Source organism: Dyella ginsengisoli (assembly GCF_044904665.1).
Lineage (GTDB): Bacteria > Pseudomonadota > Gammaproteobacteria > Xanthomonadales > Rhodanobacteraceae > Dyella_A > Dyella_A ginsengisoli.
Map to the genome: position 1 here is coordinate 247,698 of NZ_JADIKM010000005.1, position 24,373 is coordinate 272,070.

Below are 24,373 nucleotides of genomic sequence, written 5' to 3' on the forward strand. Positions count from 1 at the left end.
GAAGCGTCAGGCGGGTGCCGCATCGGCATCAGCCTGTTGCGTCGAAGCAAGCGGCGATCGGCAGTGGCAATGGACACCGATGTGAATGGGGCGACGAGGCATCACCAGACACGCAGGACGGTCGACGTGGAATCCGGCGAACAGGCAGCGGGGACGAACGGTTTGAAGGCACCGGTGACCGGCGATGCGCAGGCGGCCGGCCTGGAGCTGCGCTCGCGGTTCTACCAGAGCGTCGCCGAAACCCTGACCCTGCTGCACACCGCTCCGGGCTATGACCGCCGGCTGGCGGTGGTGGAGATCGCCCGCATCCTCGCCGCCACCATGAGCCTGCCGCTGGTGTGGATAGGGCGTCGCCCGCCGGAGGAGGCGGCCGTGCAGGTGCTGGCTGCCGCCGGACCGGAATCGGATTACGCCACTACCCTGCAGCTGAGCAATCGCGCCGACGAGCCGGGCGGCAGCGGCCCGGTAGGCATCGCCCTGCGCGAGCATCGGGCGCAGGCGGCGGCGATCGACGCACCGGTGTTCGCGCCCTGGCGCGCCGCGGCGGCGAGGCACGGCTTCAGTTCCTGCATTGTTGCCGCGGCGGATACCCGCGACGGTGGCCAGCTGATCCTTGCCGTGTACGCCGGCGGCTCGGCCGATCTCAGCGAAGACCTGCTGGACTGGGCGCAGCGGCTGGCCGACGAACTGGCGCGCTTCTGGGATCACCAGGCACTGGTCGAACGCAGCGCGCGCATGAGCCGCTATCGGGACGCGCAGCGCACCATCCAGCGCGCGCTGCTCGACCAGCCCGACCCGGACGCGGTCTACCGCACGCTGGCCCAATCCTTGGTGGACATCGCCGGCGCGGCCGCGGTCGACGTGCACGTGGCCGAGCCGCAGACCGGGCTGCTGCGGCGTGCGGCGCTGGTCGGTCCGATCGCCGATGCTCTGCGGCAGCTGTCGCCCTCGCTGCGACACGACGGTCGCGAAGGGCTGACCACGCCGCTGCTCGCCTTGCGCTCGCGCCAGCGGCAGGTCCGGGTGCGCCCGCGCGAGCGCAAGGACATGTCGCCCATGTGGCAGCACGATCCGCTGGCGCAAATGGGTGCGATGGGCTGCTGGCCGATCATGCCGGTGTCCGGCGGCCCGGCTGGACACACCCCCGAGCCGGTCGGCGTGTTCGTCATCGTGACGCGCGAGGAGGACGCCTTCGACGACGACTTGTGCCGGCTGCTGGACGAGCTGGCCGACGCCACCGGACTGGCGTTGAGCCAGCACGAGCGCCGCCGCCTGTTGCAGGAAGAACAGCAGCGCCAGACCTATCTCGCCCTGCACGACGCGCTCACCGGACTGCCCAACCGCCGTGCGCTGGACATGCACCTGGAGTGCGCCATCGCCCGCGCCGAGCGCAGCGGGCGACTGGTGGCCACCGGCATGCTGGATCTGGACGACCTCAAGCCGATCAACGACCGCTACGGCCATGCCGTCGGCGACCGCCTGCTGGTGGAAGTAGCGCAGCGCCTGCAGCACGCGCTGCGCCCGGAGGATTACGTGGCCCGGCTCGGTGGCGACGAGTTCGTGCTGGTCTGCGAAGGCCTGCACCACGAGCGCGAACTGGAACCCCTGCTGGAACGCGTGTGGCAACGCCTGAGCGAACCGTTGGTGATCGACGGCGTGACCTTCCAGCTGGCGGCCAGCCTCGGCATCGCGCTGTTCCCCGACCACGCCAGGGCCAGCGGCGAGCAGCTGCTGCGGCGCGCCGATCAGGCGATGTACCAGGTGAAGGCGCGCAAGCGTCAGCGCGAGCGCTGGTGGTCCACTCCGCTGGTGCCTGCCGAACCGGCACTGGCGCCGGAGGACGATGGCCGCAGTCAGCCGCCGTACGGGCCATCGGCCGAGGCGGTGTTGCGACCTTGGGTCGAGCTGGTCGCACCACGCGTGCCCGCGCTGATCGCCGCGTTCAACGCCGAGCTGCAGGGGCACGAGGGCATCGCGCGCCTGCTCGAGGTACTGCCCGATGCCGATCGCGAACAGCTCACCGATCGCTTCACCAAACACGTGCGGGTGCTGCTGCAACCGGCGCTGGATATCGAGACCCATCGTGCCCAGGCCAGTCGCGCAGGTCGCTTCCACGCGGCAGCGGGGCTGGAGGAGGTATGGCTGCTCGAAGGCATCGAGCGCTTGCGCGACCTGATCGCGGCGATGCTCGGCGACGACGCAAGGCGCGATCGCCGGGCGCTGGGCATCGTGCTGCAGCGGCTGGGACTGGAGCGCCAGTGGCAGCTGGAAAGCATGCGCGACCTGCAGCGCGCGCGCGTGGCGCTGCTGGCCCGGCTCAACGCGTTGGCCTGGTCGGCCGACGGTTTTCTGGAACTGATCCAGGGCGTGGTCGACATGCTTGCCGCGCACGACGAGATCGCCTCGTGTGCGGTGGGACGACCCGATGCGTCCGGCCAGCTCACCTACGAGGCGGTGGGTGGCGAGCCGTCCACCAACTACCTGATCGCGCTGGGACGCGGCGAGGCGGTGCCGATCCGGGTCAATGCCGATAGCCCGCTCGGTGGCGGCCCGACCGGCCGTGCATGGCGCACCGCCACCGTCCAGCGCTGCCTGCATTACGGCACCGATCCGGCGATGGTGGCCTGGCGCGAGCAGGCGCTGGCGATGGGCGTGGTGTCCAGCGTGGCGGTGCCGCTGTGCCCGTTGCCGGCGACGCCATCGGCCGTGCTCACCATCTACAGCCCCTACGCCGGCGGCCTGCAGAGCGAAGACCAGCAGGCCTTCGTCGACCAGCTCAAGAACCTGCTCGATCTGGCGCTGGCCCGCCTCGCGCCGCCGCGGCCGGGCACCGCGCTGCTGCCGTTCTTCGTGCGCCAACGCTGGCGCGCGCTGATCGCTACCGACGCGCTGCAGGTGCATTACCAGCCGGTAGTGCGGCTGCGCGACGGTCGGGTGACCGAGCTGGAAGCGCTGGCGCGCCTGCGCGACAGCGACGACCAGCTGCTGATGCCCGGACGCTTCCTGCCCGCGCTCGGCGACGACGACCTGGTGGGACTGTTCCGGCAGGTGCTGCTGCAGGCGACCGCCGAGCGCGAGCGCCTGGCACAGCTCGGCCACTCGCTGGACATGTCGGTGAACGCACCGGCCGAAGCGCTGCAGGACCCGCGCTATGCCGAGGCCGCTGCCGCGGTGCTGGCCGCGGGCACCTGCCGCGCCGAGTCGCTGCTGTTCGAGATCCTCGAATCGCCGCTCGGCATGGAGCACGACGCACCCGAGGCGATGACCGGCATGCGTGCGCTCAAGGCGCTGGGCGTACGGTTGGTGGAGGACGATCTCGGTGCCGGCTACAGCTCGCTGATCCGCCTGCGCCAGTGGCCGTTTGATCGCATCAAGATCGATCAGGCGATCGTGATGCAGGCCGTGGACGACCCGCTGCGCACCCTGCGCTTCATCCGCCAGCTGATCCGGCTGGGCCACGACCTCGACCTGGAGGTCGTGGTGGAAGGACTGGAGACGCTCGGCCTGAGCGAGGCGGCGCTGCTGCTGGGCGCCGACATGGGGCAGGGCTACGCACTGGCGCGGCCGATGCCGGCCGGGGCGTTGCCGGACTGGCTGCGCAATGTCCACCACGGCTGGACGGCGACCGTACCGAGCACGGCGCTGGGCGCGCTCGCCGGGGCGCTGCTGTGGGAGGAGCATCTGCACGCCCTGCCGCTGGACAGCACGTTCTGGCGACAGCACGTCGATGCCGCCTGCGCGGTCGGCCGCTATCTCGATCGCAGCGTGCTGCCGCTAACGCTGCTGCGCGAGGCGCACGAAGCGATGCATGCCGCGGCCCTGGCCGGCCCGCACGATGCCGGCTACCGACATGCGCGCGAGCGCTTCCTGAGCTTGCTGATCGAGCAGGTCGGGATCGAGGAGAGCCAGCGCGCTGCCGCAGCCTGACTGCGGGGTCAGTACGCCAGCTGGCGCTTGCCAAGGGCCTTGGCGCGATACATCGCCGCGTCCGCCCGGTGCAGCAGTTCCTGCGGAGTTTCCTCGTCGCGACCCGAGTGCAGCGCGACGCCGATGCTGGTGGCCAGCGTGACCGCCACGCCCTCGATCTCCTGGTCCATCACCAGTCGTTCCAGCACCGCGGCAGCCACGCGCCCGGCCGACTGCTCGTCGGCGGGGTCGAGATCCTCCAGCACTACCACGAACTCGTCGCCGGCCAGCCGCGCGACGTAGTCGGTTTCGCGCACCGCGCCGCGCACGGTGGCGGCGAAGTGCTGCAGCACGGCGTCGCCGAACTCGTGGCCGAGCGTGTCGTTCATCTGCTTGAAGCCGTCCAGATCCATGAACAGCACGGCCATCGGCTGCCCGTGCCGGCGCGAGCGGGCCATCGCTTCATCCAGTCGCTGCATCAGCGCGCGGCGGTTGGGCAGCCCGGTGAGCGCGTCGTGCATCGCCTCGTGCTCGATCCGCTGGTACAGCCGCTTGCGCTCGGTGATGTCCTGCGCAAGCAGGTAGAAGCCGGATACCTGGCCGTCGTCCTCGGTGCGCGGCACCAGGCTGGCGTAGAACCACATCGGGCCGGTGAGCGCCTGCAGCTGGTATTCGACGGCGACGCTTTCACCGGACAGCACGCTCTGCAACGAAGGGCGCAGGTGCTCGAACGTGGCCTCGCCCCAGAAGGCGCGCGCGTCGGTGCCCACCAGCGACTCCGGCGAAATGCCGAACCAGTCGGTGTAGGCGCGGTTGTGGAAGCGGTAGTGCAGGGTGTGGTCGATGAAGGCGATCATCGCCGGCACGTTGTCGGTGATGGTCTTCAGCCGCGCCGCGCTCTCGCGCAGGGCCAGTTCATCGGCCTTGCGCCGGCTGATGTCATGCAGGAACGCGTTGATCAGCCACTGGCCGCCGACGCGTGTGCTGCCCAGGGTCAGCTCCAGCGGGAATTGCTCGCCGTTGCGGCGCAGGCCGACCAGTTCGATGCGCTGCCCCATCAGGTGGCCGCTGTCCGGGGCATGCGCGAGGAAGCGGCGGAAGCCGGCCAGGTGCGCATCGCGCAGGTGCGGCGGCACGATCGTCTGCGACAGCGAGCGACCGATCACTTCGGCGCGCGGCCAGCCAAAGATCAGCTCGGCCGAACGGTTCCAGGAAATGATGCGGTCGTCGGCATCCACCTCCACGAATGCGTCCGATGCGTTGCGCAAGGTGTCCTGGAAGCGCTCCTTCTCTTCGTTGAGCGCCCGCTGCGCCGCTTCGCGGATGCCGATCTCGCCTTGCAGTCTGGCGACCACCTCGTGCAGTTCGCCGGTGCGCTCGACGATGCGTTGCTCCAGCGTGCGCTGCAGCGCTTCGAGCTCGTGCTGGACGCGCTTGCGCGGGTTGATGTCGGTGAGCACGGTGACGAGGTTTTCCGGCTGGCCCTGCGCGTCCATCAGGGCCGAGGCGCCGAGCTGCGTCCACGAGATGCTGCCGTCGGCCCGCACGAAACGCACTTCCAGATTGAGCGCATCCACGTCGCCGGCCAGCACCGTGCGCAGCAGGCGCGTGCCCGCATCCAGATCGTCCGGATGCACGATGTGCTGCGCCTGCGCGCCGATCAGGCGCTCGCGCGGGTGGCCGACGATGTCGCAGAAGCGCTGGTTCATCTCCAGCCAGCGCCCCTCGGGCGTGGCCACGGCGATGCCGACCGCGGCATGCGTCACGGTGCGGGCAAACAGCATCTCGCTGCGTTCCAGCGAGGCCTTCACTGCCTGCGCCTCGACCGCCTCCTCCCGGCTGCGCAGGTGTGCCTCGACCATGTCGGCCAGGTCGTCCAGCGCCGCGGCGTCATCGGGGCCGAACGTGCGCGGCTCGCGATCGATCAGGCACAGCGTGCCCAGCACCAGGCCGTGGCGCGAGCGCAGCGGGCGCCCGGCATAGAAGCGGATGTGCGGCGGTCCCAGTACCAGCGGGTTGTCGTGGAAACGCGGGTCCTGCTGCGCGTCGCACACCACCATCGTGCCGGGTTCGAGAATGGCGTGGCCACACATCGAGTCGTTGCGCGGGGTCTCGCGCACCTTCATGCCTACCCGCGACATGAACCACTGCCGGTTGCTGTCCACCAGCGTGATCAGCGCGATCGGCACCCGGAACAGCCGCGCGGCGGTGCGGGTAATCCGGTCCAGCGCCGGATCGGGCGTGTGATCGAGCACGTCCAGCGCGTGCAGCAGCGCGAGGCGTTCGGTTTCGTTCTCGGGCAGGCGGGGGGCTTGCATCGCGGGTATGGATCGGCCTTGGCGCGCCGCCCTGTGGGGCGGAGTTTGGAGAGATCCCTCTGCGTTGAAGTGTGCCGGCGGCCGTCTCCGGTCAACGCCTCGCAGGCATGTTGCCATGCCTTTGCCGGTGAAAAACCGGACGCAAGCGCGCAGGCCGCCGCGCGTTCACTCGCGGGCAGGGCGGCGGTCGGGAAAGGCTTCGGCGTGTCCGGAACGACAAAGGGCCCGGCAATGCCGGGCCCTTTGTCGTCGATTCGGTGGTGGGCGGTACAAGGATCGAACTTGTGACACCTGCCGTGTGAAGGCAGTGCTCTACCGCTGAGCTAACCGCCCGCCGAGAGCGCGCAAATATACGGGGTGTCCGTGCGGTGGTCAACCGGGCATCGACACTTTTTACCGGTTGCGGGTAGGGCAGCGCGCGGGGGGATTGCTAGACTGGCGCGCTTTCCACCCCGGACCTGCCCCGATGGACCTGTTCCAGCACGAACTGCACCGCATCCTCGCCGCCCTGCAGGGCTTCGAACTGACCCCGTGGAAGGCGGTCGGCCTGCTCGGTTCGCTGATGTTCACCAGCCGCTGGTTCGTGCAGATGTACTACACCCGCAAGCTCAAGCGGGTGGTGATGCCGCTGGCGTTCTGGTGGCTGTCGGTGTGCGGCAGCGCATTGCTGCTGGCCTATTTCATCGTGGGCAAGAACGACTCGGTGGGCATCCTCTCGAACTTCTTCCCGGCGTTTGTTTCCATCTACAACCTGGTGGTGCACATGCGCGACGTGAAGCGCCGCCAGGTGGTCGAGAGCGAGGTCTGACGCCGCCCGCTCAGTCAGGATCGTAGTCCAGCACCGGTGCCAGCCAGCGCTCGGCTTCCTCGCGGGTCCAGCCCTTGCGCCTGGCGTAGTCGTCGACCTGCTCGCGGGTGATCCGGCCGACCACGAAGTACTGGCTGTCCGGATGCGCGAAGTACCAGCCGGAGACGGCGGCGGCCGGGTACATCGAGAAGCCCTCGGTGAGCGTGATGCCGGCGTTCGACGGGGCGTCGAGCAGGGCGAACAGCGCAGTCTTCTCGGTGTGGTCGGGGCAGGCCGGGTAACCCGGGGCCGGGCGGATGCCGCGGTAGGTTTCTGCGATCAGCGCATCGTTTTGCAGTGACTCGTCGGGCGCATAGCCCCAGAACTCGCGGCGCACGCGTTCGTGCATGCGTTCGGCGAAGGCTTCCGCCAGCCGGTCGGCCAGTGCCTTGAGCAGGATCGCCGAGTAGTCGTCGTGCCCGGCCTCGAAGCGCGCCACGTGCTCCTCGATGCCGATGCCCGCGGTGACGGCGAAGCCGCCGATCCAGTCGTGCTTGCCGGCGGCCTTCGGCGCGATGAAGTCGCTCAGGCAGAAGTCGGGGCGCTCGGCCGGCTTGTCGACCTGCTGGCGCAGGTGGTGCAGCGTCGTGCCCTGCGCGCTGCCGTCGAGGACGATATCGTCGCCGACGCTGGCCGCCGGCCAGAAACCGATCACGCCACGCGCGGTCAGCCACTTCTCCGCGATCAGCGTGTCGAGCATTTTCTGCGCATCGGCGAACAGCTCGCTGGCCTGGGGGCCGACGATCTCGTCGGAGAGGATGGCGGGATAGCGGCCGGCCAGTTCCCACGCGTTGAAGAACGGCGTCCAGTCGATGTAGCCGCGCAGTTCGGCCAGGTCGTAGTCATTGAACACGTGCAGGCCGGGCTGCTTCGGCTGGGACGGCTCGTACGCCTCCCAGTCGCAGCTGAAGCGCTGGCCGCGCGCCTTCTCCAGCGACACCAGCTGCTTGCCGGGGCCGCGGTTGCGGTGACGCTCGCGCACGTCGGCGTACTCGGCGCGCACTTTGTCCATGAAGGCGTCGACCAGCTCCTTGCTCAGCAGCGACTGCGCCACGCCGACCGCGCGCGAGGCGTCCTTCACCCACACGGTGGGTGCCTTGTAGTGCGGGTCGATCTTCAGCGCAGTGTGCGCGCGCGAGGTGGTGGCGCCGCCGATCAGCAGCGGGATGTGGAACTCCTGACGCTGCATCTCGCGCGCCACCTGGGCCATTTCCTCCAGCGAGGGCGTGATCAGACCCGACAGGCCGATGATGTCCGCGTTGTGCTCGCGCGCGGCGTCGAGGATCTTCTGCGCGGGCACCATCACGCCGAGGTCGATCACCTCGAAGTTGTTGCAGCGGAGCACCACGCCGACGATGTTCTTGCCGATGTCGTGCACGTCACCCTTCACCGTGGCCATGATGATGGTGCCGTTGTTCTTGCCGGCGTCGCCGGTGCGCAGCTTCTCTTCCTCGATGTAGGGGATGAGGTGGGCAACGGCCTTCTTCATCACGCGGGCGGACTTCACCACCTGCGGCAGGAACATCTTGCCGGCGCCGAACAGGTCGCCGACCACGTTCATGCCGTCCATCAGCGGGCCTTCGATCACGTCCAGCGGGCGGCTGGAAAGCTGGCGCGCTTCCTCGGTGTCCTCGACCACGAACTGGTCGATGCCGTGCACCAGCGCGTGGCTCAGGCGTTCGCGCACGGGTTTCTCGCGCCAGGCCAGCGTCTCGACCACCGCCTCGCCCTTCTTGCCCTTGAAGCGCTCGGCGATCTCCAGCAACCGCTCGGTGGCGTCGGCGCGACGATTGAGCACCACGTCCTCGACGCGCTCGCGCAACTCGTCGGGGATGTCGTCGTAGATCATCAGCGCGCCGGCGTTGACGATGCCCATGTCCATGCCGGCCCGGATCGCGTGGAACAGGAACACCGAGTGGATCGCCTCGCGCACGGTGTTGTTGCCGCGGAAAGAGAACGACACGTTGGACACGCCGCCGGAGACATGGCTGAGCGGGAAGCGCTTCCTGAGCTCGCGGGTCGCCTCGATGAAGTCGACCGCGTAGTTGTTGTGTTCGTCGATGCCGGTGGCGATGGCAAAGATGTTCGGGTCGAAAATGATGTCTTCGGGCGCGAAGTCGAGCTTTTCGGTCAACAGCGCGTAGGCGCGCGAGCAGATCTCCACCTTGCGCGCGCAGGTGTCGGCCTGGCCGACCTCGTCGAACGCCATCACCACCGCGGCGGCGCCGTACTGCTGCACCTTGCGGGCCTGCTCCAGAAAGGCCGCCTCGCCCTCCTTCATCGAGATCGAGTTGACGATGCCCTTGCCCTGCAGGCAGCGCAGGCCGGCTTCGATCACCGACCACTTGGAGGAATCGACCATCACCGGTACGCGGGCGATGTCGGGCTCGGCGGCGATCAGGTTGAGGAAGCGGGTCATCGCCGCCTCGGAGTCGATCAGGCCCTCGTCCATGTTGACGTCGATGATCTGCGCGCCGTTCTCCACCTGCTGGCGCGCGACCTCGATCGCCTCGCCGTAGCGGTCTTCCTTGATCAGCTTGCGGAACTGCGCCGAGCCGGTGACGTTGGTGCGTTCGCCCACGTTGACGAACAGCAGGTCCGGCGTGATGACCAGCGGTTCGAGACCGGACAGGCGGGTGTAGCGGGGAGCGTTCATGGAATAGAAAAGCCGGCAGTAAGTGCTCCCTTTCCCCTGGCGAAGCTGGGGGAGAGGGTCGGGGTGAAGGGGCGCTCTGATGCATGGGTAAAGCGGACAGCCAAGAGCCTCCCCCTCACCCAACCCTCTCCCCCGAGCGGGGCTCGGGGGAGAGGGCTCAAGCGTGTGGCGCCCTGAGCTGTTGCTTCCTCGCTTACACGCGAGGCAAGGTTCAGGCGTCGGGGTAGCTGGCAACTCACGCCGCGGCCTCGTCGAGCGACGGCAGCGCGCGCGGCGCGCAGTCCTTCACTGCTTCGGCAATGGCGCGGATGTGCGCCGGGGTGGTGCCACAGCAGCCGCCGACCAGGTTGAGCAGGCCGTCCCTGGCGAAGCCGCGGATCACGCTGGCCATCTGCTCGGGCGATTCGTCGTATTCGCCGAAGGCATTGGGCAGGCCGGCATTCGGATGCGTGCTGACGTAGCCGTCGGCTACCCGCGCCAGGGTCTGGATATGCGGTCGCAGGTCGGCCGCGCCGAGCGCGCAGTTGAGTCCCACCGACAGCGGGCGCGCGTGCTGCACGGAGTAGTAGAACGCCTCGGCGGTCTGGCCCGAGAGCGTGCGGCCGGAGCGGTCGGTGATGGTGCCGGAGATCATCACCGGCAGGCGCGCGCCGCGTTCGCGGAACAGCTCGGCCAGCGCGAACAGCGCCGCCTTGGCGTTGAGCGTGTCGAAGATGGTTTCAACCATGATCAGGTCGGCGCCGCCGTCGATCAGGCCGCCGGCTGCCTCGGTGTAGTTGGCCGCCAGCTCCTCGAAGCTCACGTTGCGAAAGCCCGGATCGTTGACGTCCGGCGACAGCGAGGCGGTGCGGCTGGTGGGGCCGAGCACGCCGATGACGAAGCGCGGCCGGTCCGGCGTTTTCGCCTCCACTGCGTCGCAGGCGGCGCGGGCCAGTGCGGCACCGGCGCGATTGAGCTCGTAGGCGAGGTGTTCGAGGTGATAGTCGGCCTGGCTGATGCGGGTGGAGTTGAAGGTATTGGTTTCGACCAGATCTGCGCCGGCCTCCAGGTATGCCGTGTGCACGCCGCGGATGATGTCCGGCTGGGTCAGCGTGAGCAGGTCGTTGTTGCCCTTCAAGTCGCAGGCGCCGGGGTGGTCGTGCGCGTGGGCGGTGTCGTGTCCGTCGGCGAAGCGGTCGCCGCGGAACGCGGTCTCGTCGAGCTGGTGGCCTTGCAGCATGGTGCCCATGCCGCCGTCGAGGATCAGGATGCGCTCGCGCAGCGCGGCCTGGAGCTTGGCGACGCGCTCGGGATGGAGCCAGGGCAGGGTGGTCATGGGGCAAACTCCGGGGTGGCCTGCGGCTTGCGCGCCAGCAGGCTGATGACTTCGAAATGCGGTGCCTTGCGCTCGCGGCTGAGGCGGTTGGCGCTCACCACGTCCAGCCCTGCGGCCGCGGCGAAGCCGCTGAGCTGCCTGAGCGAAAAGCCGAGATTGATGTGGTCGAACGGCTCCACCACCGCGCGGTGGTCGTGCTCGCCCAGGGTGACCGCGAGCAGGCGCCCGCCGGGGCGCAGCACGCGGGACGCTTCGGCGACGGCCACGGCCGGCTCGGCGGCGTAGGTCAACGCATGCAGCATCAGCACGAGGTCGAAGCGGCGTTCGCCCAGATCCAGCGCCTGCATGTCGCCCTGGCGTACCTCGACGTTGGAAAATGCTTGCAGGCGTCGTGCCGCGGCCTCGACCACGCGCTCGCTGGAATCGATGCAGACGATGGACCGCGCGTGCGGCGCCAGCAGCTCGGCGGTGATGCCGTCGCCGGAAGCGATGTCGAGCACATCGCCGGTTTCCAGCAGTTGCAGCAGCGAGCGGGCCAGCGTTTCCCAGGTGCGGCCCGGCGAGTAGTGGCGCTCCATGTCGCCGGCGACGGTGTCGGCCCAGCCCGCCTCGCGGGCGCGCTGCGCCAGCACGCCTGGAATGCGCGCGGCATCCTCGCGCAGCAGGGCGTCGTCGATGCTCTCGCGCAGCGACTTCAGCAGCAGATGCTGGTGCTCGTCACCTTCGGTGTTGGCGCGGTAGTAGGCTGAGACGCCGGCGCGGCGGTCGCGCACGAGGTTGGCCTCCTTCAACTTGGCCAGGTGCGTGGATACCCGCGGCTGGGCCAGATGGAGCACCGAGGCGAGCTCGGCCACGGTCAGCTCCTCGCCCTCCAGCGCGGCCAGCAGGCGCACGCGGGTGGGATCGGCCAGCAGTCGGAGCACGCTGGAGGCAGTTGCCAGATCCATGCGTCATCCTTTTATCGCGATACAAAGATAAGCAAGGCTAGGCCTGCATTGCCGGGGCGTCAAGGGTTGACATTCGGGGTGCCGCGGCGGGCTGTCGCAGCTCGGCGTCCGGGATGCGCGGTAGACCGTAAGAGTGGGCTGGCGCGCAGCGCTGCTGCAGTTGCACACGGCCCAGTGGGTCAGCCACGTTAAAATGGGCGGCTAAGCCATCGCACCGGAGTAGTTCATGGATTTCCGTTTTACCGAAGACCAGCTGTCGATCCAGTCGATCGCGCGCGATTTTGCCCAGAAGCGCATCGCGCCGGTGGCGGCCGAGCTGGACGCCAAGGGCGAGTTTCCGCTGGACAACATCCGCGAGATGGGTCAGCTCGGGCTGATGGGCATCGAGGTGCCGGAGGAATACGGCGGCGCGGGCATGGACACCATCGCCTACGTGCTGGCGATGATCGAGATCGCCGCGGCCGATGCCGCCACCTCGACCATCATGTCGGTCAACAACTCGCTGTTCTGCAACGGCATCCTCAAGCACGGCACCGAGGAGCAGAAGCAGAAGTACGTGCGCGCCATCGCCCAGGGCGAGGGCATCGGTGCCTATGCGCTGACCGAGCCGCAGTCCGGCTCCGACGCCTCGGCCATGCATACCCGCGCCACGAAGAACGAAAATGGGGACTGGGTGATCAACGGCAAGAAGAGCTGGATCACCTCCGGCCCGGTGGCGCGCTACATCGTGCTGTTCGCGATCACCACGCCGGGCATCGGCGCCAAGGGCGTGTCGGCCTTCATCATCGACACACAGAAGCCGGGCTTCCACGCCGGCAAGACCGAGCCCAAGCTCGGAATCCGTGCGTCGGCCACGTGCGAGATCGAGCTCAACGAGTACGTCTGCTCCAAGGACGACGTGCTGGGCGAGATCGGCAAGGGCTTCTCCATCGCGATGGGCGTGCTCGACGCCGGCCGCATCGGCATTGCCTCGCAGGCGGTGGGCATCGCTCGCGCCGCCTACGAGGCCACGCTGCAGTGGTCGCGCGACCGCAAGGCGTTCGGCCATCCGATCGGCACGTTCCAGATGACCCAGGCGAAGATCGCCGACATGAAGTGCAAGCTCGACTCGGCCATGCTGCTCACGCTGCGCGCGGCGTGGACCAAGATGGAAGCAGAGAAGAACGGCGGTCGCTTCAACACCGAGGCGTCGGTCGCCAAGCTGGTGGCGTCCGAGGCGGCGATGTGGATCGCGCATCAGGCCGTGCAGATCCACGGCGGCATGGGTTACTCCAAGGAGATGCCGCTGGAGCGCTACTTCCGCGACGCCAAGATCACCGAGATCTATGAGGGCACCAGCGAGATCCAGCGCATGGTGATCGCTCGGGCGGAGACGGGTTTGCGATGACCAGCGAGGAGTGAGTGGAGAGGAGTGAGGAGTGAGAGGTAGAGCGTTGTCCGCCTCTCATTTCGGCCCCGGTATTTCTGACCACAAAAAGCAAAATGCCCCGGCCTTGGCCGGGGCTTTTTGTTTGGTTTGCCATTCACGCGGAGAGGAAGAACGAGCGGTCGCTCTCTCTCACTCCTCTCCGCTCACTCCTCGCCTCAAGCTCCCCGCCGCGGATCGGAGTCGAAAGGCTGCATGCCACCGTGGTGACCGGCCGGCTTGCCCGACTCGGGACCGTCGAGCCTGTCGCCGAGCAGGCGGCGCACCACCACGTAGAACACCGGGATCAGCAGCAGGCCGAGGAAGGTGGCGAACGTCATGCCGCCGATCACTCCGGTGCCGATGGCGTGGCGCGAATTGGCGCCGGCGCCGGAGGAAATGGCCAGCGGCAGCACGCCCAGGATGAACGCCATCGAGGTCATCAGGATCGGGCGCAGGCGCAGGCGGGACGCCTCGATCACGCCCTCGCGCAGGCTCTTGCCCTCGGCCTGTTTCTCCACCGCGAACTCCACGATCAGGATCGCGTTCTTCGCCGCCAGGCCGATCACCGTGATCAGGCCGATCTTGAAGTAGATGTCGTTCGGCAGGCCGCGCAGCATCGAGAACACCACTGCGCCGAGCAGGCCCAGCGGCACCACCAGCAGCACCGCCACCGGAATCGACCAGCTTTCGTACAGCGCCGCCAGGCAAAGGAACACGATCACGATGGACAGCACCATCAGCAGCGTGGCCGAGTTGCCGGAGAGGATTTCCTGGTAGGACTGGCCGGTCCAGTCGTAGCCGAAGCCCTTGGGCAGGTCGTCGTTGACGATCTTCTCCATCTCGCCCATCGCCTGGCCGGTGGAGTAGCCCTGCGCGGCGTTGCCCACGATCTCCACCGCCGAGTAGCCGTTGTAGCGGGCCAGCGCCGGCGAGGCGAGGGTCCACTTGGCATCGACCACGCTGGAGATCGGGATCATCTGCGTGCTGCCGTCGCTGGCGACCTTCGCGCTCGGCGTATAGATGTGCTGCAACGCGTCCGGGCCCATGCGATAGGCCTGGTCGGCCTGCATCAGCACGCGCTTCACACGGCCGGCGTAGGCGAAGTCATTGACGTAGACCGGTGCCAGGGTGAGCTGGATGGCGTTGTAGATATCGCTCACCGAAAGGCCCAGCGTTTGCGCCTGCACGCGGTCCACCTTCAGCTGCAGGGCCGGGGCGTCTTCCAGCGCCTGCGGGCGGATGCCCATCAGCTTGTTGTCCTGCGCGGCCTTGCCCAGCAGCGTGTTGCGCGCCTTGGTCAGTTCGCTGCGGTCCTGGCCGGCACGGGCCTGCAGCCACATGTCGATGCCGCCGAACTGGCTCAGGCCGCGGATGGTCGGCAGGTTCACCACGAAGATCTGCGCGTCGCGGATGCCGTGCAGCATGCCGTTGGCCTTGGCGATGAACTGGTCGGCGGTCACGTCGCGCTTGGCCCAGTCCTTCAGGCGGATGAAGGTCATGCCGGTGTTTTCGCCGGCGCCGACGAAGCTGAAGCCGGAGATCTGGAACATGCCCTCGACCGCCGGATCCTTGATCAGCCTGGCGCGCACCTGCTTCATCACGTTCTGGGTGCGCTCCACTGACGCACCCGGCGGCAGCGAGACGATGGCCAGCGCGAAGCCCTGGTCCTCGCTGGGCACGAAGCTCGTGGGCATGCGCACGAACAGCACGCCGCACAGCACACAGATCGCGGCGAACACCATCATCCAACGCGGCGCATGGCTGATCGCGCTGCCGATGTGGCCGCTGTAGATCCGGGTGACGCGCTCGAAGATGCGGTTGAAGCCGCGGTAGACAAAGTTCTTCTTGTGCTCGTGCTCGGGCTTGAGGATGCTCGCGCACAGTGCCGGCGTGAACGACAGCGCCAGCAGGGCCGAGAAGCCCATCGACACGGCGATGGTGAGCGCGAACTGCTTGTAGATCACGCCCGAGGCACCCGGCTGCAGCGCCGAAGGCACGAATACCGCCGCCAGCACCACGGTGATCGCCACGATCGCACCGGTGATCTGGCCCATCGCCTTGCGCGTGGCTTCCTTCGGCGACAGGCCCTCCTCGGTCATGATGCGTTCGACGTTCTCGATCACCACGATCGCGTCGTCCACCACGATGCCGATTGCCAGCACCATGCCGAACAGGGTCAGCTGGTTGACCGTGAAGCCCAGCGGCAGCAGGCCGAGGAAGGTGCCCAGCAGCGCCACCGGGATCACCAGCGTGGGGATGATGGTGGCGCGGATGTTCTGCAGGAAGATCAGCATCACCAGGAAGACGAGGATCATCGCCTCGATCAGCGTGTGCATCACCTCCTCGATCGAGATCCGCACGAACGGCGTGCTGTCATACGGCACGAACCAGCTCACGCCCTGCGGGAAGCTCTTGGCCAGTTCGGTCATCTTCGAGCGAACGGCGGTGGCCACGTCCAGCGCGTTGGCGCCGGGCAGGAGCTGCACACCGAACGCGCCGGCCTCCTTGCCGTTGTATTGGGCGTGGAAGCCGTAGTTCTGCGGGCCGAACGCGATGCGGGCCACGTCGCTGAGCCTGACCGTGGTGCCGTCGCTGTTGGCGCGCAGGATGATGTTGCCGAACTCCGCAGGCGTGGAGAAACGCCCCTCGGCCGATACCGTGGCGCTGAAGCCCTGGCCGGCGGGCGCTGGATCGGCACCGAGCGAGCCGGCGGCGAACTGCACGTTCTGCGCGCGGATGGCTGCCAGCACCTGCGAGGCCGACAGGCTGTAGCCGTGCAGCTTGTCCGGGTTGAGCCAGATGCGCATGGCGTACTCGGAGCCGATCTGGCGGATGCTGCCGACGCCGGAGATGCGCGAGATCTGGTCCAGCACCTGCGACGACACGATGTCATTGAGGCGCGCGCCGTCAATGGCCGGATTGTCCGAGGTGAGCGCCACGAACATCAGGAAGTCCGGGTTGGCCTTGGCCACCACCACGCCCTGCTGGGTCACTTCCGAGGGCAGCCGCGGCGTGGCCAGCGACACCTTGTTCTGCACCTGCACCTGGGCGATGTCGGGGTCGGTGCCGGTCTCGAAGGTGAGGGTGACCGAGGCCGAACCGTTGGCGCTGGAGGACGAGCTGAAGTACAGCAGGTGGTCGATGCCGGTGAGCTGCTGCTCGATCACCTGGGTGACCGTCTTCTCGGTGGTGTCAGCGCTGGCGCCCGGATAGGACGCGCTCACCGTCACCTGCGGCGGCGCGATGTTGGGGTAGGACTCGATACCCATGTTCAGCACGGCGAGCGTGCCTCCCAAGGTGATCAGGATCGCCACCACCCACGCGAAGATCGGGCGGTCGATGAAGAAACTCGGCATGGTCGCGCTCCGTTACTGCTTGTCGGCAGGCGCCTTGCCTGCCGCGCCGGGTGACTGCGCCTGGGCGGAGTTGGGTGAGGCGCCTGCCGCATCCTGCTTCCACGGCTCGGCCTTGGCCGGCGCGCCTTCCTTCACCGTCTGCAGCCCGGAGACGATCACCTGGTCGTTCGCGGCCAGTCCGTCGGTGACGATCCAGTCGGTGCCGCTGACCTGGTCGGCGGTGACGTTCTTGCGCAGCACCTTGCCGTCCTTGCCGACCACCATCACGTAGGCACCCACGGTGTCGCGCTGCAGGGCCGGCTGCGGCACCTCGAACACCTTGTGCTGCTCGCCGAGCTGCGCCTTCAGCGTCACGTACATGCCGGGCAGCAGGCGGTGTTCCGGGTTGGGCACCTTGGCGCGCAGGTCCACCGAGCCGGTGGCGGGGTTCACCGCGGTGTCGGAGAAATCCACGGTGCCCTGATGATCGTAGGGGCGACCGTCCGGCAGGCTCACCGCGACGCTGGCGCGGTTGTCGGCAGCCAGCGTCACGTTGCCGGTGGCCTGGGCGCGGCGCATCTGGTCGAGCTCGCCGATGCCCAGCGTGAAGTTCACGTACAGCGGATCGACCTGGTCCACCGTGGTGAGCAGCGTCGCCTCGCCCTGGCCGACCAGCGCACCCTCGGTGACCTGCTGCTTGCCCGCGCGTCCGTCGATCGGCGAGGTGACGCTGGCGTAGCCGAGGTTGATCCGCGCGGTCTGCACGTTGGCCTGCGCCTGCTGCACGCTGGCGGCGGCGGTGCGCTCGGCGGCCAGCGCGTTGTCCAGATCGGACTTGGACACGTAACCCTTGGGCGCCAGTTCGCGCACGCGGTCGGCGGCGACCCTGGCGTTGGTGTAGCTGGCCCGCGCCTGGGCGAGGTTGGCCTGGCTGGCGTCGAGCAATGCCTTCAGCGGCGCCGGATCGATCTGGAACAGCAACTGGCCCTTCTTCACGTCCGAACCTTCCTCGTACGTGCGCTTGAGCAGCACGCCGGCAACCCGCGCGCGCACGTCGGCGCTGCGATACGGCGAGAGCCGGCCCACCAGATCCTTGGTCAGCGGCAGGCTCTGCGGCTGCACCGTGACCACGCCGACCGTGGGCGGCGGCGGTGCCGCCTGTGGCTTGTCCTTGCCGCCGCAGGCCGCCAATGCCAGCAGGCCCAGGCACAACAGCGGTGTGCGCAGTGAAGAAGGGCTCATGAAAACTCCATAGCTTGCGAGATCGGGGAAGGGGGTGCTGCCATGCCACGTCGCCTGTGCCGTGGCGGGAACAGGGGCGTAGCGGGTCGAGCTGGTTGAGTCCCGCGGCGGCGATGGCCAATGCGGACGCATCGACAGGCGACGGCCGGGGCGGGGCAAGCGGACACTATACCCGGCAGTTCACAATATGTCCCGCCACGACCTGTTGCAGGACGGCCGTCTTTTTGCACTTGCAACAACGCAATGGTTGTGACCCGCGTTGACCGACAGGCATCTCTCCGGATCACGCAGGATCCTCCCGACAATGCCGTGCCACACATGATGCGATCACGGTGGCCGCATATCGCGGCGCGGTCTGTGCGGATCGCGTTTTCTATTGCGCTGCAGCGTGAGGCGATGCGGCGTGACGGCATGTTTTCCATGCGCCCGGGCATGGCGCGAAGCCGCGCCGCGCGGTGGATTCAGGCGGTGGCGGGGCGTATCCTTCGCGGGCTTTTGGTTCCCCCTTTGCCTCCACTGAACAGTAGAAGCCATGAATGCGATCCGCGCGGCCGAAAACGTCTCTCTCGCAGCAGCTGTAGCCGAAGAAATCAGCAAAAAGGAATTGCCCGCCCAGCGCCTCCAGGAGGCGCAATTTTTTATCCGCGCTTTTTTCGCCCGACTCGCCGACGGCGACCAGTCCCTGCACACCGCGGCCGAGTGGGCCGAACTGGTGCTCAACCTGCTCGACTTCATGCGTCAGCGCCGACCGGGTCGTGCCGCGGTGCGGGTGATCAACCCGGCGAGCGGTCATGACGGTCGCAGCGTGGTCGAGGTGGTGACCGACGACACGCCGTTCCTGGTCGATACGGTGAGCATGATCCTGTCGACCGAGCTGCAGATCCACGCCGTCATCCACCCGGTGGTGAAGGTGACCCGCGACGGCGACGGCCAGCTGCTGGCGCTGGGCGACGATGCCGCGGCAGCCGAGTCGGTGATGCATTTCGAGATCGATCGCCTGGGCGACGGCGAGCCGCAGCAGGCGCTGAAGGCGCGCATCGAGACGGCGCTGGACGACGTGCGCCTGGCCGTGCGCGACTGGGCGGCGATGCGCGACAAGGCGCTGGCGATCGCCGCCGAGCTGCGGTCGCGCACCGGCCTGCCGGACACCCTCGCGCGGGAATCGAGTGAGTTCCTGCGCTGGCTGGCCGACGACAACTTCACCTTCCTGGGTTTTCGCGAGTACGAAGTGCGCCAGGGTGAAGCGGGTGACGTGCTGCAGTCGGTGGAAGGCTCCGGGCTGGGCATCCTCGCCGGCAACGAGCGCTCGCTCGCGCCGCGTTCATTGAGTTCGCTCGGCCGTCGCGATGCCGCCAACGCCGGCGCCATCGAACCGGTCATCCTCACCAAGACCAACGCGCGCTCGCAGGTACATCGCCCGGGCCACATGGATTACGTCGGCGTGCTGCGTTTCGACGCCGCCGGCAAGCCGGTGGCCGAGCAGCGCTTCCTCGGCCTGTTCTCCTCCAATGCGTACATGGCCCGCCCGCAGGACGTGCCGCTGGTGCGTGAAAAAGTGGAGGCGGTGCTGGACCGCTCCGGTCTCAAGCGCGACTCCTATTCGGGCAAGTCGCTGCGGCACATCCTGGAGACGCTGCCGCGCGAAGAGCTGTTCCAGTCCAACGAGGACGAGCTTTACCAGGCGGTGAACGGCATCCTCGAACTGCGCCAGCGTGCCCACACGCGCCTGTTCGTGCGCCGCGACCGCTACGGCCGCTTCTTCACCTGCATGGTGTTCGTGCCGCGCGAGCGCTTCAACACCACGGTGCGCGAACGGATCGAGGTGTTGTTGCGCGATGCGCTGCACGGCGAGGAACTGGATTCGGCCGTGCAGATGGGCGAGGCCGCGCTGGCCCGCCTGCACGTGGTGGTGCGTCCGCGCGTGGGCGAGCAGGTGAGCTACGACCTGCATGCGCTGGAAGAGGGCGTGGCGCGCATCGTGCGCAACTGGTACGACGAGGTGCGCGACCTGCTGGTGCGCCAGCTCGGTCCGCACCAGGGCGTGGTGCTGGCCAACCGCTACGCGCGCGCCATGCCGCCGGGCTACATCGACGAGGTGGTGCCGGCGGTGGCGGCCATCGACATCGCCGCACTGGCCAGCCTGGACGGCGACAATGCGATCCGCATGTCGCTATACCGGCACGAAGACGGCTCGCTGCGCTTCAAGGTGATTCACTTCGGCGAGCCGATCCCGCTCTCCGAGGCGCTGCCGATGCTGGAGAACATGGGCGTGCGCATGCTGGCCGAGCATGTCTACAGCCTGGAAAGCAAGGATCAGCCGCTCACCATCCACGACTTCGAGCTCAAGCCCAAGCAACCGCTGAGCTTCGAGCTGGAACACGTGCGCGACCGCTTCGAGCGCAGCTTCGAGGCGCTGTGGCGCGGCCAGGCAGAGAGCGACGGCTTCAACAACCTGGTGCTGTTCGCACAGGCCGACTGGCGCCAGGTCGCCGTGCTGCGCGGCTACTGCAAGTACCTGCAGCAGGTCGGCATCGCCTTCTCGCAGACCTACATGGAAGCCACGCTCAACCGTTACCCGGCCATCGCCGGCGTGCTGATCGAGCTGTTCCACGCCAAGTTCGACCCGCGCCGCGAGCAGCTCACCGCCGAGGAGCTGGCGCGCGCCGGCGACGACCTGCGCCGCGAGATGCTGGCGCTGATTCCCGAGGCCACCCGCGCGGCCCGGCCGGAGCTGGTGGACGGCATGGTCGCCTGCCTGGCCAAGCCGCGTGCCGAGCAGGTGCAGGTGCTGACCGAGGCGCTGCGCACCCTGCTGGACGACGTGGCCAGCCTCGACGACGAGCGCATCGTCAAGAGCTACCTCGACGTGATGGGCGCCACGCTGCGCACCAGCTACTTCCAGCAGTGGAACGGCCAGTTCCGTCCGTACATCAGCTTCAAGTTCGACTCGCACCGCGTGCCCGATGCGCCCAAGCCGGTGCCGTACCGCGAGATCTTCGTGTACTCGCCGCGGGTGGAGGGCGTGCACCTGCGCTTCGGCCCGGTGGCGCGCGGTGGCCTGCGTTGGTCCGACCGCCGCGAGGATTTTCGCACCGAGGTGCTGGGCTTGGTGAAGGCGCAGATGGTGAAGAACACCGTGATCGTGCCGGTCGGCTCGAAGGGTGGCTTCTACGTCAAGAACCCGCCCGAAGGTGGCGACCGCGACGCGCAGCAGGCCGAGGGCATCGCCTGCTACCGTCTCTTCATCGCCGGCCTGCTGGACATCACCGACAACCTGGTCGAAGGCCAGGTGGTGCCGCCGCACGACGTGGTGCGGCACGACCAGGACGATCCTTACCTGGTGGTGGCCGCCGACAAGGGCACGGCCACGTTCTCGGACATCGCCAACGCGATCTCGGTGGCGCACGGTTTCTGGCTGGGCGATGCATTCGCCTCGGGCGGCTCCAACGGCTACGACCACAAGGCGATGGGCATCACCGCCAAGGGCGCGTGGGAGTCGGTGAAGCGCCACTTCCGCGCGCTGGGCCGTGATTCGCAGACGCAGGACTTCACCTGCGTGGGCATCGGTGACATGTCCGGCGACGTGTTCGGCAACGGCATGTTGCTGTCGCGCCACATCAAGCTGGTGGCGGCGTTCGACCACCGCCACGTGTTCCTCGATCCCGCGCCCGACATCGAGCGCTCGTTTGTCGAGCGCGAGCGCATGTTCAAGCTGCCGCGCTCCAGCTGGCAGGATTACGACAAGTCGCTGATCTCCACCGGCGGCGGCGTGTACCCGCGCAGTGCCAAGTCGATCCCGATCTCGCCGGAAGTGCGCGCCGTGCTCGGCATCAAGGGCGACGCCACGCACATGGCGCCAACCGAGCTGCTCAGCGCGATCCTCAAGGCGCCGGTCGACCTGCTGTGGAACGGCGGCATCGGTACCTACGTCAAGGCGACCAGCGAAACCCATGCCGACGTGGGTGACCGCGCCAACAACGCGCTGCGCGTGAACGGCGCCGAGCTGCGCTGCAAGGTGGTGGGCGAGGGCGGCAACCTGGGCATGACGCAGAAGGGCCGCATCGAGGCTGCCCAGCACGGCGTGCTGCTCAACACCGACTTCATCGACAACTCCGCCGGCGTGGACACCTCCGATCACGAGGTGAACATCAAGATCCTGCTCGGCGACGCCTTGCAGCGCGGCGAGCTCACCGAGGAGGCGCGCAACGATCAGCTTCGGGTGATGACCGACGAGGTCGGCCAGTTGGTGCTGTGGGACAACTATCGCCAGAACCAGGCGATCACCCTGATGGAGCACCAGTCGATCAAGCGCATTGGCTCGATGGCGCACTTCATCCGCACGCTGGAGGGCGAGGGCCTGCTCGATCGCCAGGTGGAAAATTTGCCCAGCGATGCCGAGCTCACCGAGCGCAAGACCCGCGGCCACGGCCTGACCCGGCCGGAGCTGGCGGTGCTGCTCTCGTACGACAAGATCAAGCTGTTCCAGCAGCTGCTGGAGTCGGACGTGCCGGAAGATCCGTACCTCTCCAAGGAGCTGGTGCGCTACTTCCCGGAGCCGCTGCACGAGAAGTACGCCGGACATATGCAGCGCCATCGCCTGAAGCGCGAAATCATCGCCACCGCGGTGACCAACTCGACGATCAACCGCATGGGCGCCACCTTCATGATGCGCATGCAGGAGGACACCGGGCAGGGGCCGGCGGCGATCGCCAAGGCGTACACGGCGGCGCGCGAGATCCTCGATGCCCGCGAGCTGTGGGCGCAGATCGAGGCGCTGGACAGCCAGGTGGCCGAAAGCACGCAGATCGACGCGATCCTGCAGATCTGGAACCTGCTGCGCCACATGACGCGCTGGTTGCTCAATCGTCCGGGCGGCACGCTGGACATCGCCGCCAACGTGGAGCGCTACCAGAACCACGTCAGCGAGCTGCGCAAGGCGCTGCCGGCGGCGCTCACCGACACCGGCCGCGGCGACTTCGAGTCCAGCCAGGAGAAGTGGGTGGGCCTCGGCCTGCCGACCGAACTGTCGGTGCGTCTGGCGCGGTTGTCCGAGCTGCGGGCAGCGCTCGACATGGTCGAGGTGGCGCAACAGAGCGGGGCGCCCATTGCCCGGGTCGCCACCGTGTTCTACGAGCTGGGCGAGGCGCTGGACCTGGAGTGGCTGCGCGACCAGATCGAGGCGCTGCCGGTGGAAGGTCACTGGCATGCGCAGGCTCGCGGTTCGCTGCTGGACGAGCTCAACCACCAGCATCGCGCGCTGGCACTGCAGGTACTGACGCTGTGCGGGGAGCGCACCGATCGTTCGCCGGTGCGGGCGTGGCTTGAGCGTGACGACGCCACGCTCAAGTACACCCGCAGCATGCTGGCGGAGATCCTCACGCAGAACGCGGACTACCCGATCGCCTCGGTCGCGGTTCGTCGACTGGCCCAGCTCGCGCAGGTGCCGGTCGGCTGACCGGTGCCGCTGCCCTCCTTCGCGCAAGCGGGGAGGGCATGCCCATGATGGGGACATCCCGCGCCGCGCCGTCGCGAGACGACGCGGCGCTCCTGTAAGCTCGGCCCACCTTCCCGGTTGCCGACACGTCCATGCGATTTGCCTTTGTCGCCAGCGAAACCCAGGTCGCCCAGCAGGCGCGGCGCAAGTTGATCGAGCAGTACGGCGACGTGCCAGTGGCCGACGCCGAGGTGATCGTGGCGCTCGGTGGCGACGGCTTCATGTTGCGCACGCTGCATGCGTACCGGGACCTGCACCTGCCGGTATACGGCATGAAGTTGGGGCGGGTCGGCTTCCTGATGAACAAGCACCGGCTGGATGATCTGGCCGGCCGCATTGCGCTGGCCCACGTCGCCACGCTGTACCCGTTGGAAATGCACACCACCAACGCCGACGGCGAGGTGGCATCGGCGATCGCCTTCAACGAGGTGTCCCTGCTGCGTCAGAGCAATCAGGCGGCGCATCTGGAGGTCAAGCTCAACGGCACGGTGAAACTGGCAAATCTCGTGTGTGACGGCATCCTGGTGTCCACGCCGGCCGGGTCGACCGCCTACAACCTGTCCGCCCACGGGCCGATCCTGCCGCTGGACGCCAACGTGCTGGCGCTTACACCGATCAGCCCGTTTCGTCCGCGCCGCTGGCGTGGCGCGATCCTGCCGCATCTCACCGAAGTGGGGCTGCGGGTGCTCGATCCGGGCAAGCGGCCGGTGAGCGCCACGGCCGATTTTCACGAGGTGCGGCACGTGCGCGAGGTGCTGATCCGGCAGTCGCGCGAGCACGGCGTGCGGCTGCTGTTCGATCCCGAGCACAATCTCGAGCAGCGGATTCTCGACGAGCAATTCGCTGCCGATTGAGCGACGCGTGAGACCGGGCGGGCGAGGAGGAGAGCAGGGCCCGTCATCTCT

At 68.0% G+C, this 24,373-nt stretch carries 11 protein-coding genes and 1 tRNA gene; 5 read left to right on the top strand and 7 right to left on the bottom strand.

What is annotated here, in order from left to right; translation table 11 throughout:
- Positions 1 to 126: 126 nt before the first annotated feature.
- Positions 127 to 3,927: an EAL domain-containing protein gene (locus ISP17_RS17030; RefSeq protein WP_404635268.1), complete on the top strand. Its 3,801-nt coding sequence runs from the start codon at positions 127 to 129 to the stop codon at positions 3,925 to 3,927.
- An 8-nt stretch (positions 3,928 to 3,935) separates the two neighbouring features.
- Here ISP17_RS17030 and ISP17_RS17035 read toward each other — a convergent pair whose 3' ends face one another.
- Together ISP17_RS17035 and ISP17_RS17040 are read right to left on the bottom strand one after the other, a co-directional pair.
- Positions 3,936 to 6,224, bottom strand: a complete 2,289-nt coding sequence (locus ISP17_RS17035; RefSeq protein ID WP_404635270.1) for a sensor domain-containing diguanylate cyclase — start codon at positions 6,222 to 6,224, stop codon at positions 3,936 to 3,938.
- 258 nt (positions 6,225 to 6,482) lie between these two features.
- Positions 6,483 to 6,557: transfer RNA gene (locus ISP17_RS17040), tRNA-Val, on the bottom strand.
- 133 nt (positions 6,558 to 6,690) lie between these two features.
- Between ISP17_RS17040 and ISP17_RS17045 the strand changes: the two genes are divergently transcribed.
- Positions 6,691 to 7,032 (top strand): lipid-A-disaccharide synthase N-terminal domain-containing protein, encoded by a 342-nt coding sequence (locus ISP17_RS17045; RefSeq protein WP_404635272.1) that lies wholly within the window; start codon positions 6,691 to 6,693, stop codon positions 7,030 to 7,032.
- Between the two features lie 10 nt (positions 7,033 to 7,042).
- Here ISP17_RS17045 and metH read toward each other — a convergent pair whose 3' ends face one another.
- The 3 genes from metH to ISP17_RS17060 form a co-directional block, all read right to left on the bottom strand.
- Positions 7,043 to 9,727, bottom strand: a complete 2,685-nt coding sequence (gene metH, locus ISP17_RS17050) for a methionine synthase (protein WP_404635274.1) — start codon at positions 9,725 to 9,727, stop codon at positions 7,043 to 7,045.
- 235 nt (positions 9,728 to 9,962) lie between these two features.
- A complete protein-coding gene (locus ISP17_RS17055) occupies positions 9,963 to 11,042 on the bottom strand; it encodes a homocysteine S-methyltransferase family protein (protein ID WP_404635276.1) in 1,080 nt (359 codons plus the stop codon).
- Positions 11,039 to 11,989, bottom strand: a complete 951-nt coding sequence (locus ISP17_RS17060) for an ArsR/SmtB family transcription factor (RefSeq protein ID WP_404635278.1) — start codon at positions 11,987 to 11,989, stop codon at positions 11,039 to 11,041. The genes ISP17_RS17055 and ISP17_RS17060 overlap by 4 nt, the downstream gene beginning before the upstream one ends.
- Positions 11,990 to 12,215: 226 nt before the next feature.
- Here ISP17_RS17060 and ISP17_RS17065 point away from each other — a divergent pair, with 226 nt between their 5' ends.
- Complete coding sequence (locus ISP17_RS17065) at positions 12,216 to 13,376, top strand: acyl-CoA dehydrogenase family protein (RefSeq protein WP_404635280.1); 1,161 nt, start codon at positions 12,216 to 12,218, stop codon at positions 13,374 to 13,376.
- 197 nt (positions 13,377 to 13,573) lie between these two features.
- Here ISP17_RS17065 and ISP17_RS17070 read toward each other — a convergent pair whose 3' ends face one another.
- Together ISP17_RS17070 and ISP17_RS17075 are read right to left on the bottom strand one after the other, a co-directional pair.
- Positions 13,574 to 16,753 carry a multidrug efflux RND transporter permease subunit gene (locus ISP17_RS17070; RefSeq protein WP_404635282.1) on the bottom strand — a complete coding sequence of 1,060 codons (3,180 nt, stop codon included), beginning with the start codon at positions 16,751 to 16,753 and terminating at the stop codon, positions 13,574 to 13,576.
- 12 nt (positions 16,754 to 16,765) lie between these two features.
- Positions 16,766 to 17,974: an efflux RND transporter periplasmic adaptor subunit gene (locus ISP17_RS17075; RefSeq protein WP_404635284.1), complete on the bottom strand. Its 1,209-nt coding sequence runs from the start codon at positions 17,972 to 17,974 to the stop codon at positions 16,766 to 16,768.
- 532 nt (positions 17,975 to 18,506) lie between these two features.
- Here ISP17_RS17075 and ISP17_RS17080 point away from each other — a divergent pair.
- Both ISP17_RS17080 and ISP17_RS17085 read left to right on the top strand, forming a co-directional pair.
- Positions 18,507 to 23,429 carry an NAD-glutamate dehydrogenase gene (locus ISP17_RS17080; RefSeq protein WP_404635286.1) on the top strand — a complete coding sequence of 1,641 codons (4,923 nt, stop codon included), beginning with the start codon at positions 18,507 to 18,509 and terminating at the stop codon, positions 23,427 to 23,429.
- Between the two features lie 131 nt (positions 23,430 to 23,560).
- Entirely contained in the window at positions 23,561 to 24,322 is a 762-nt protein-coding gene (locus ISP17_RS17085) for an NAD kinase (RefSeq protein WP_404635288.1), read from the top strand.
- The last annotated feature ends 51 nt before the right edge of the window (positions 24,323 to 24,373 follow it).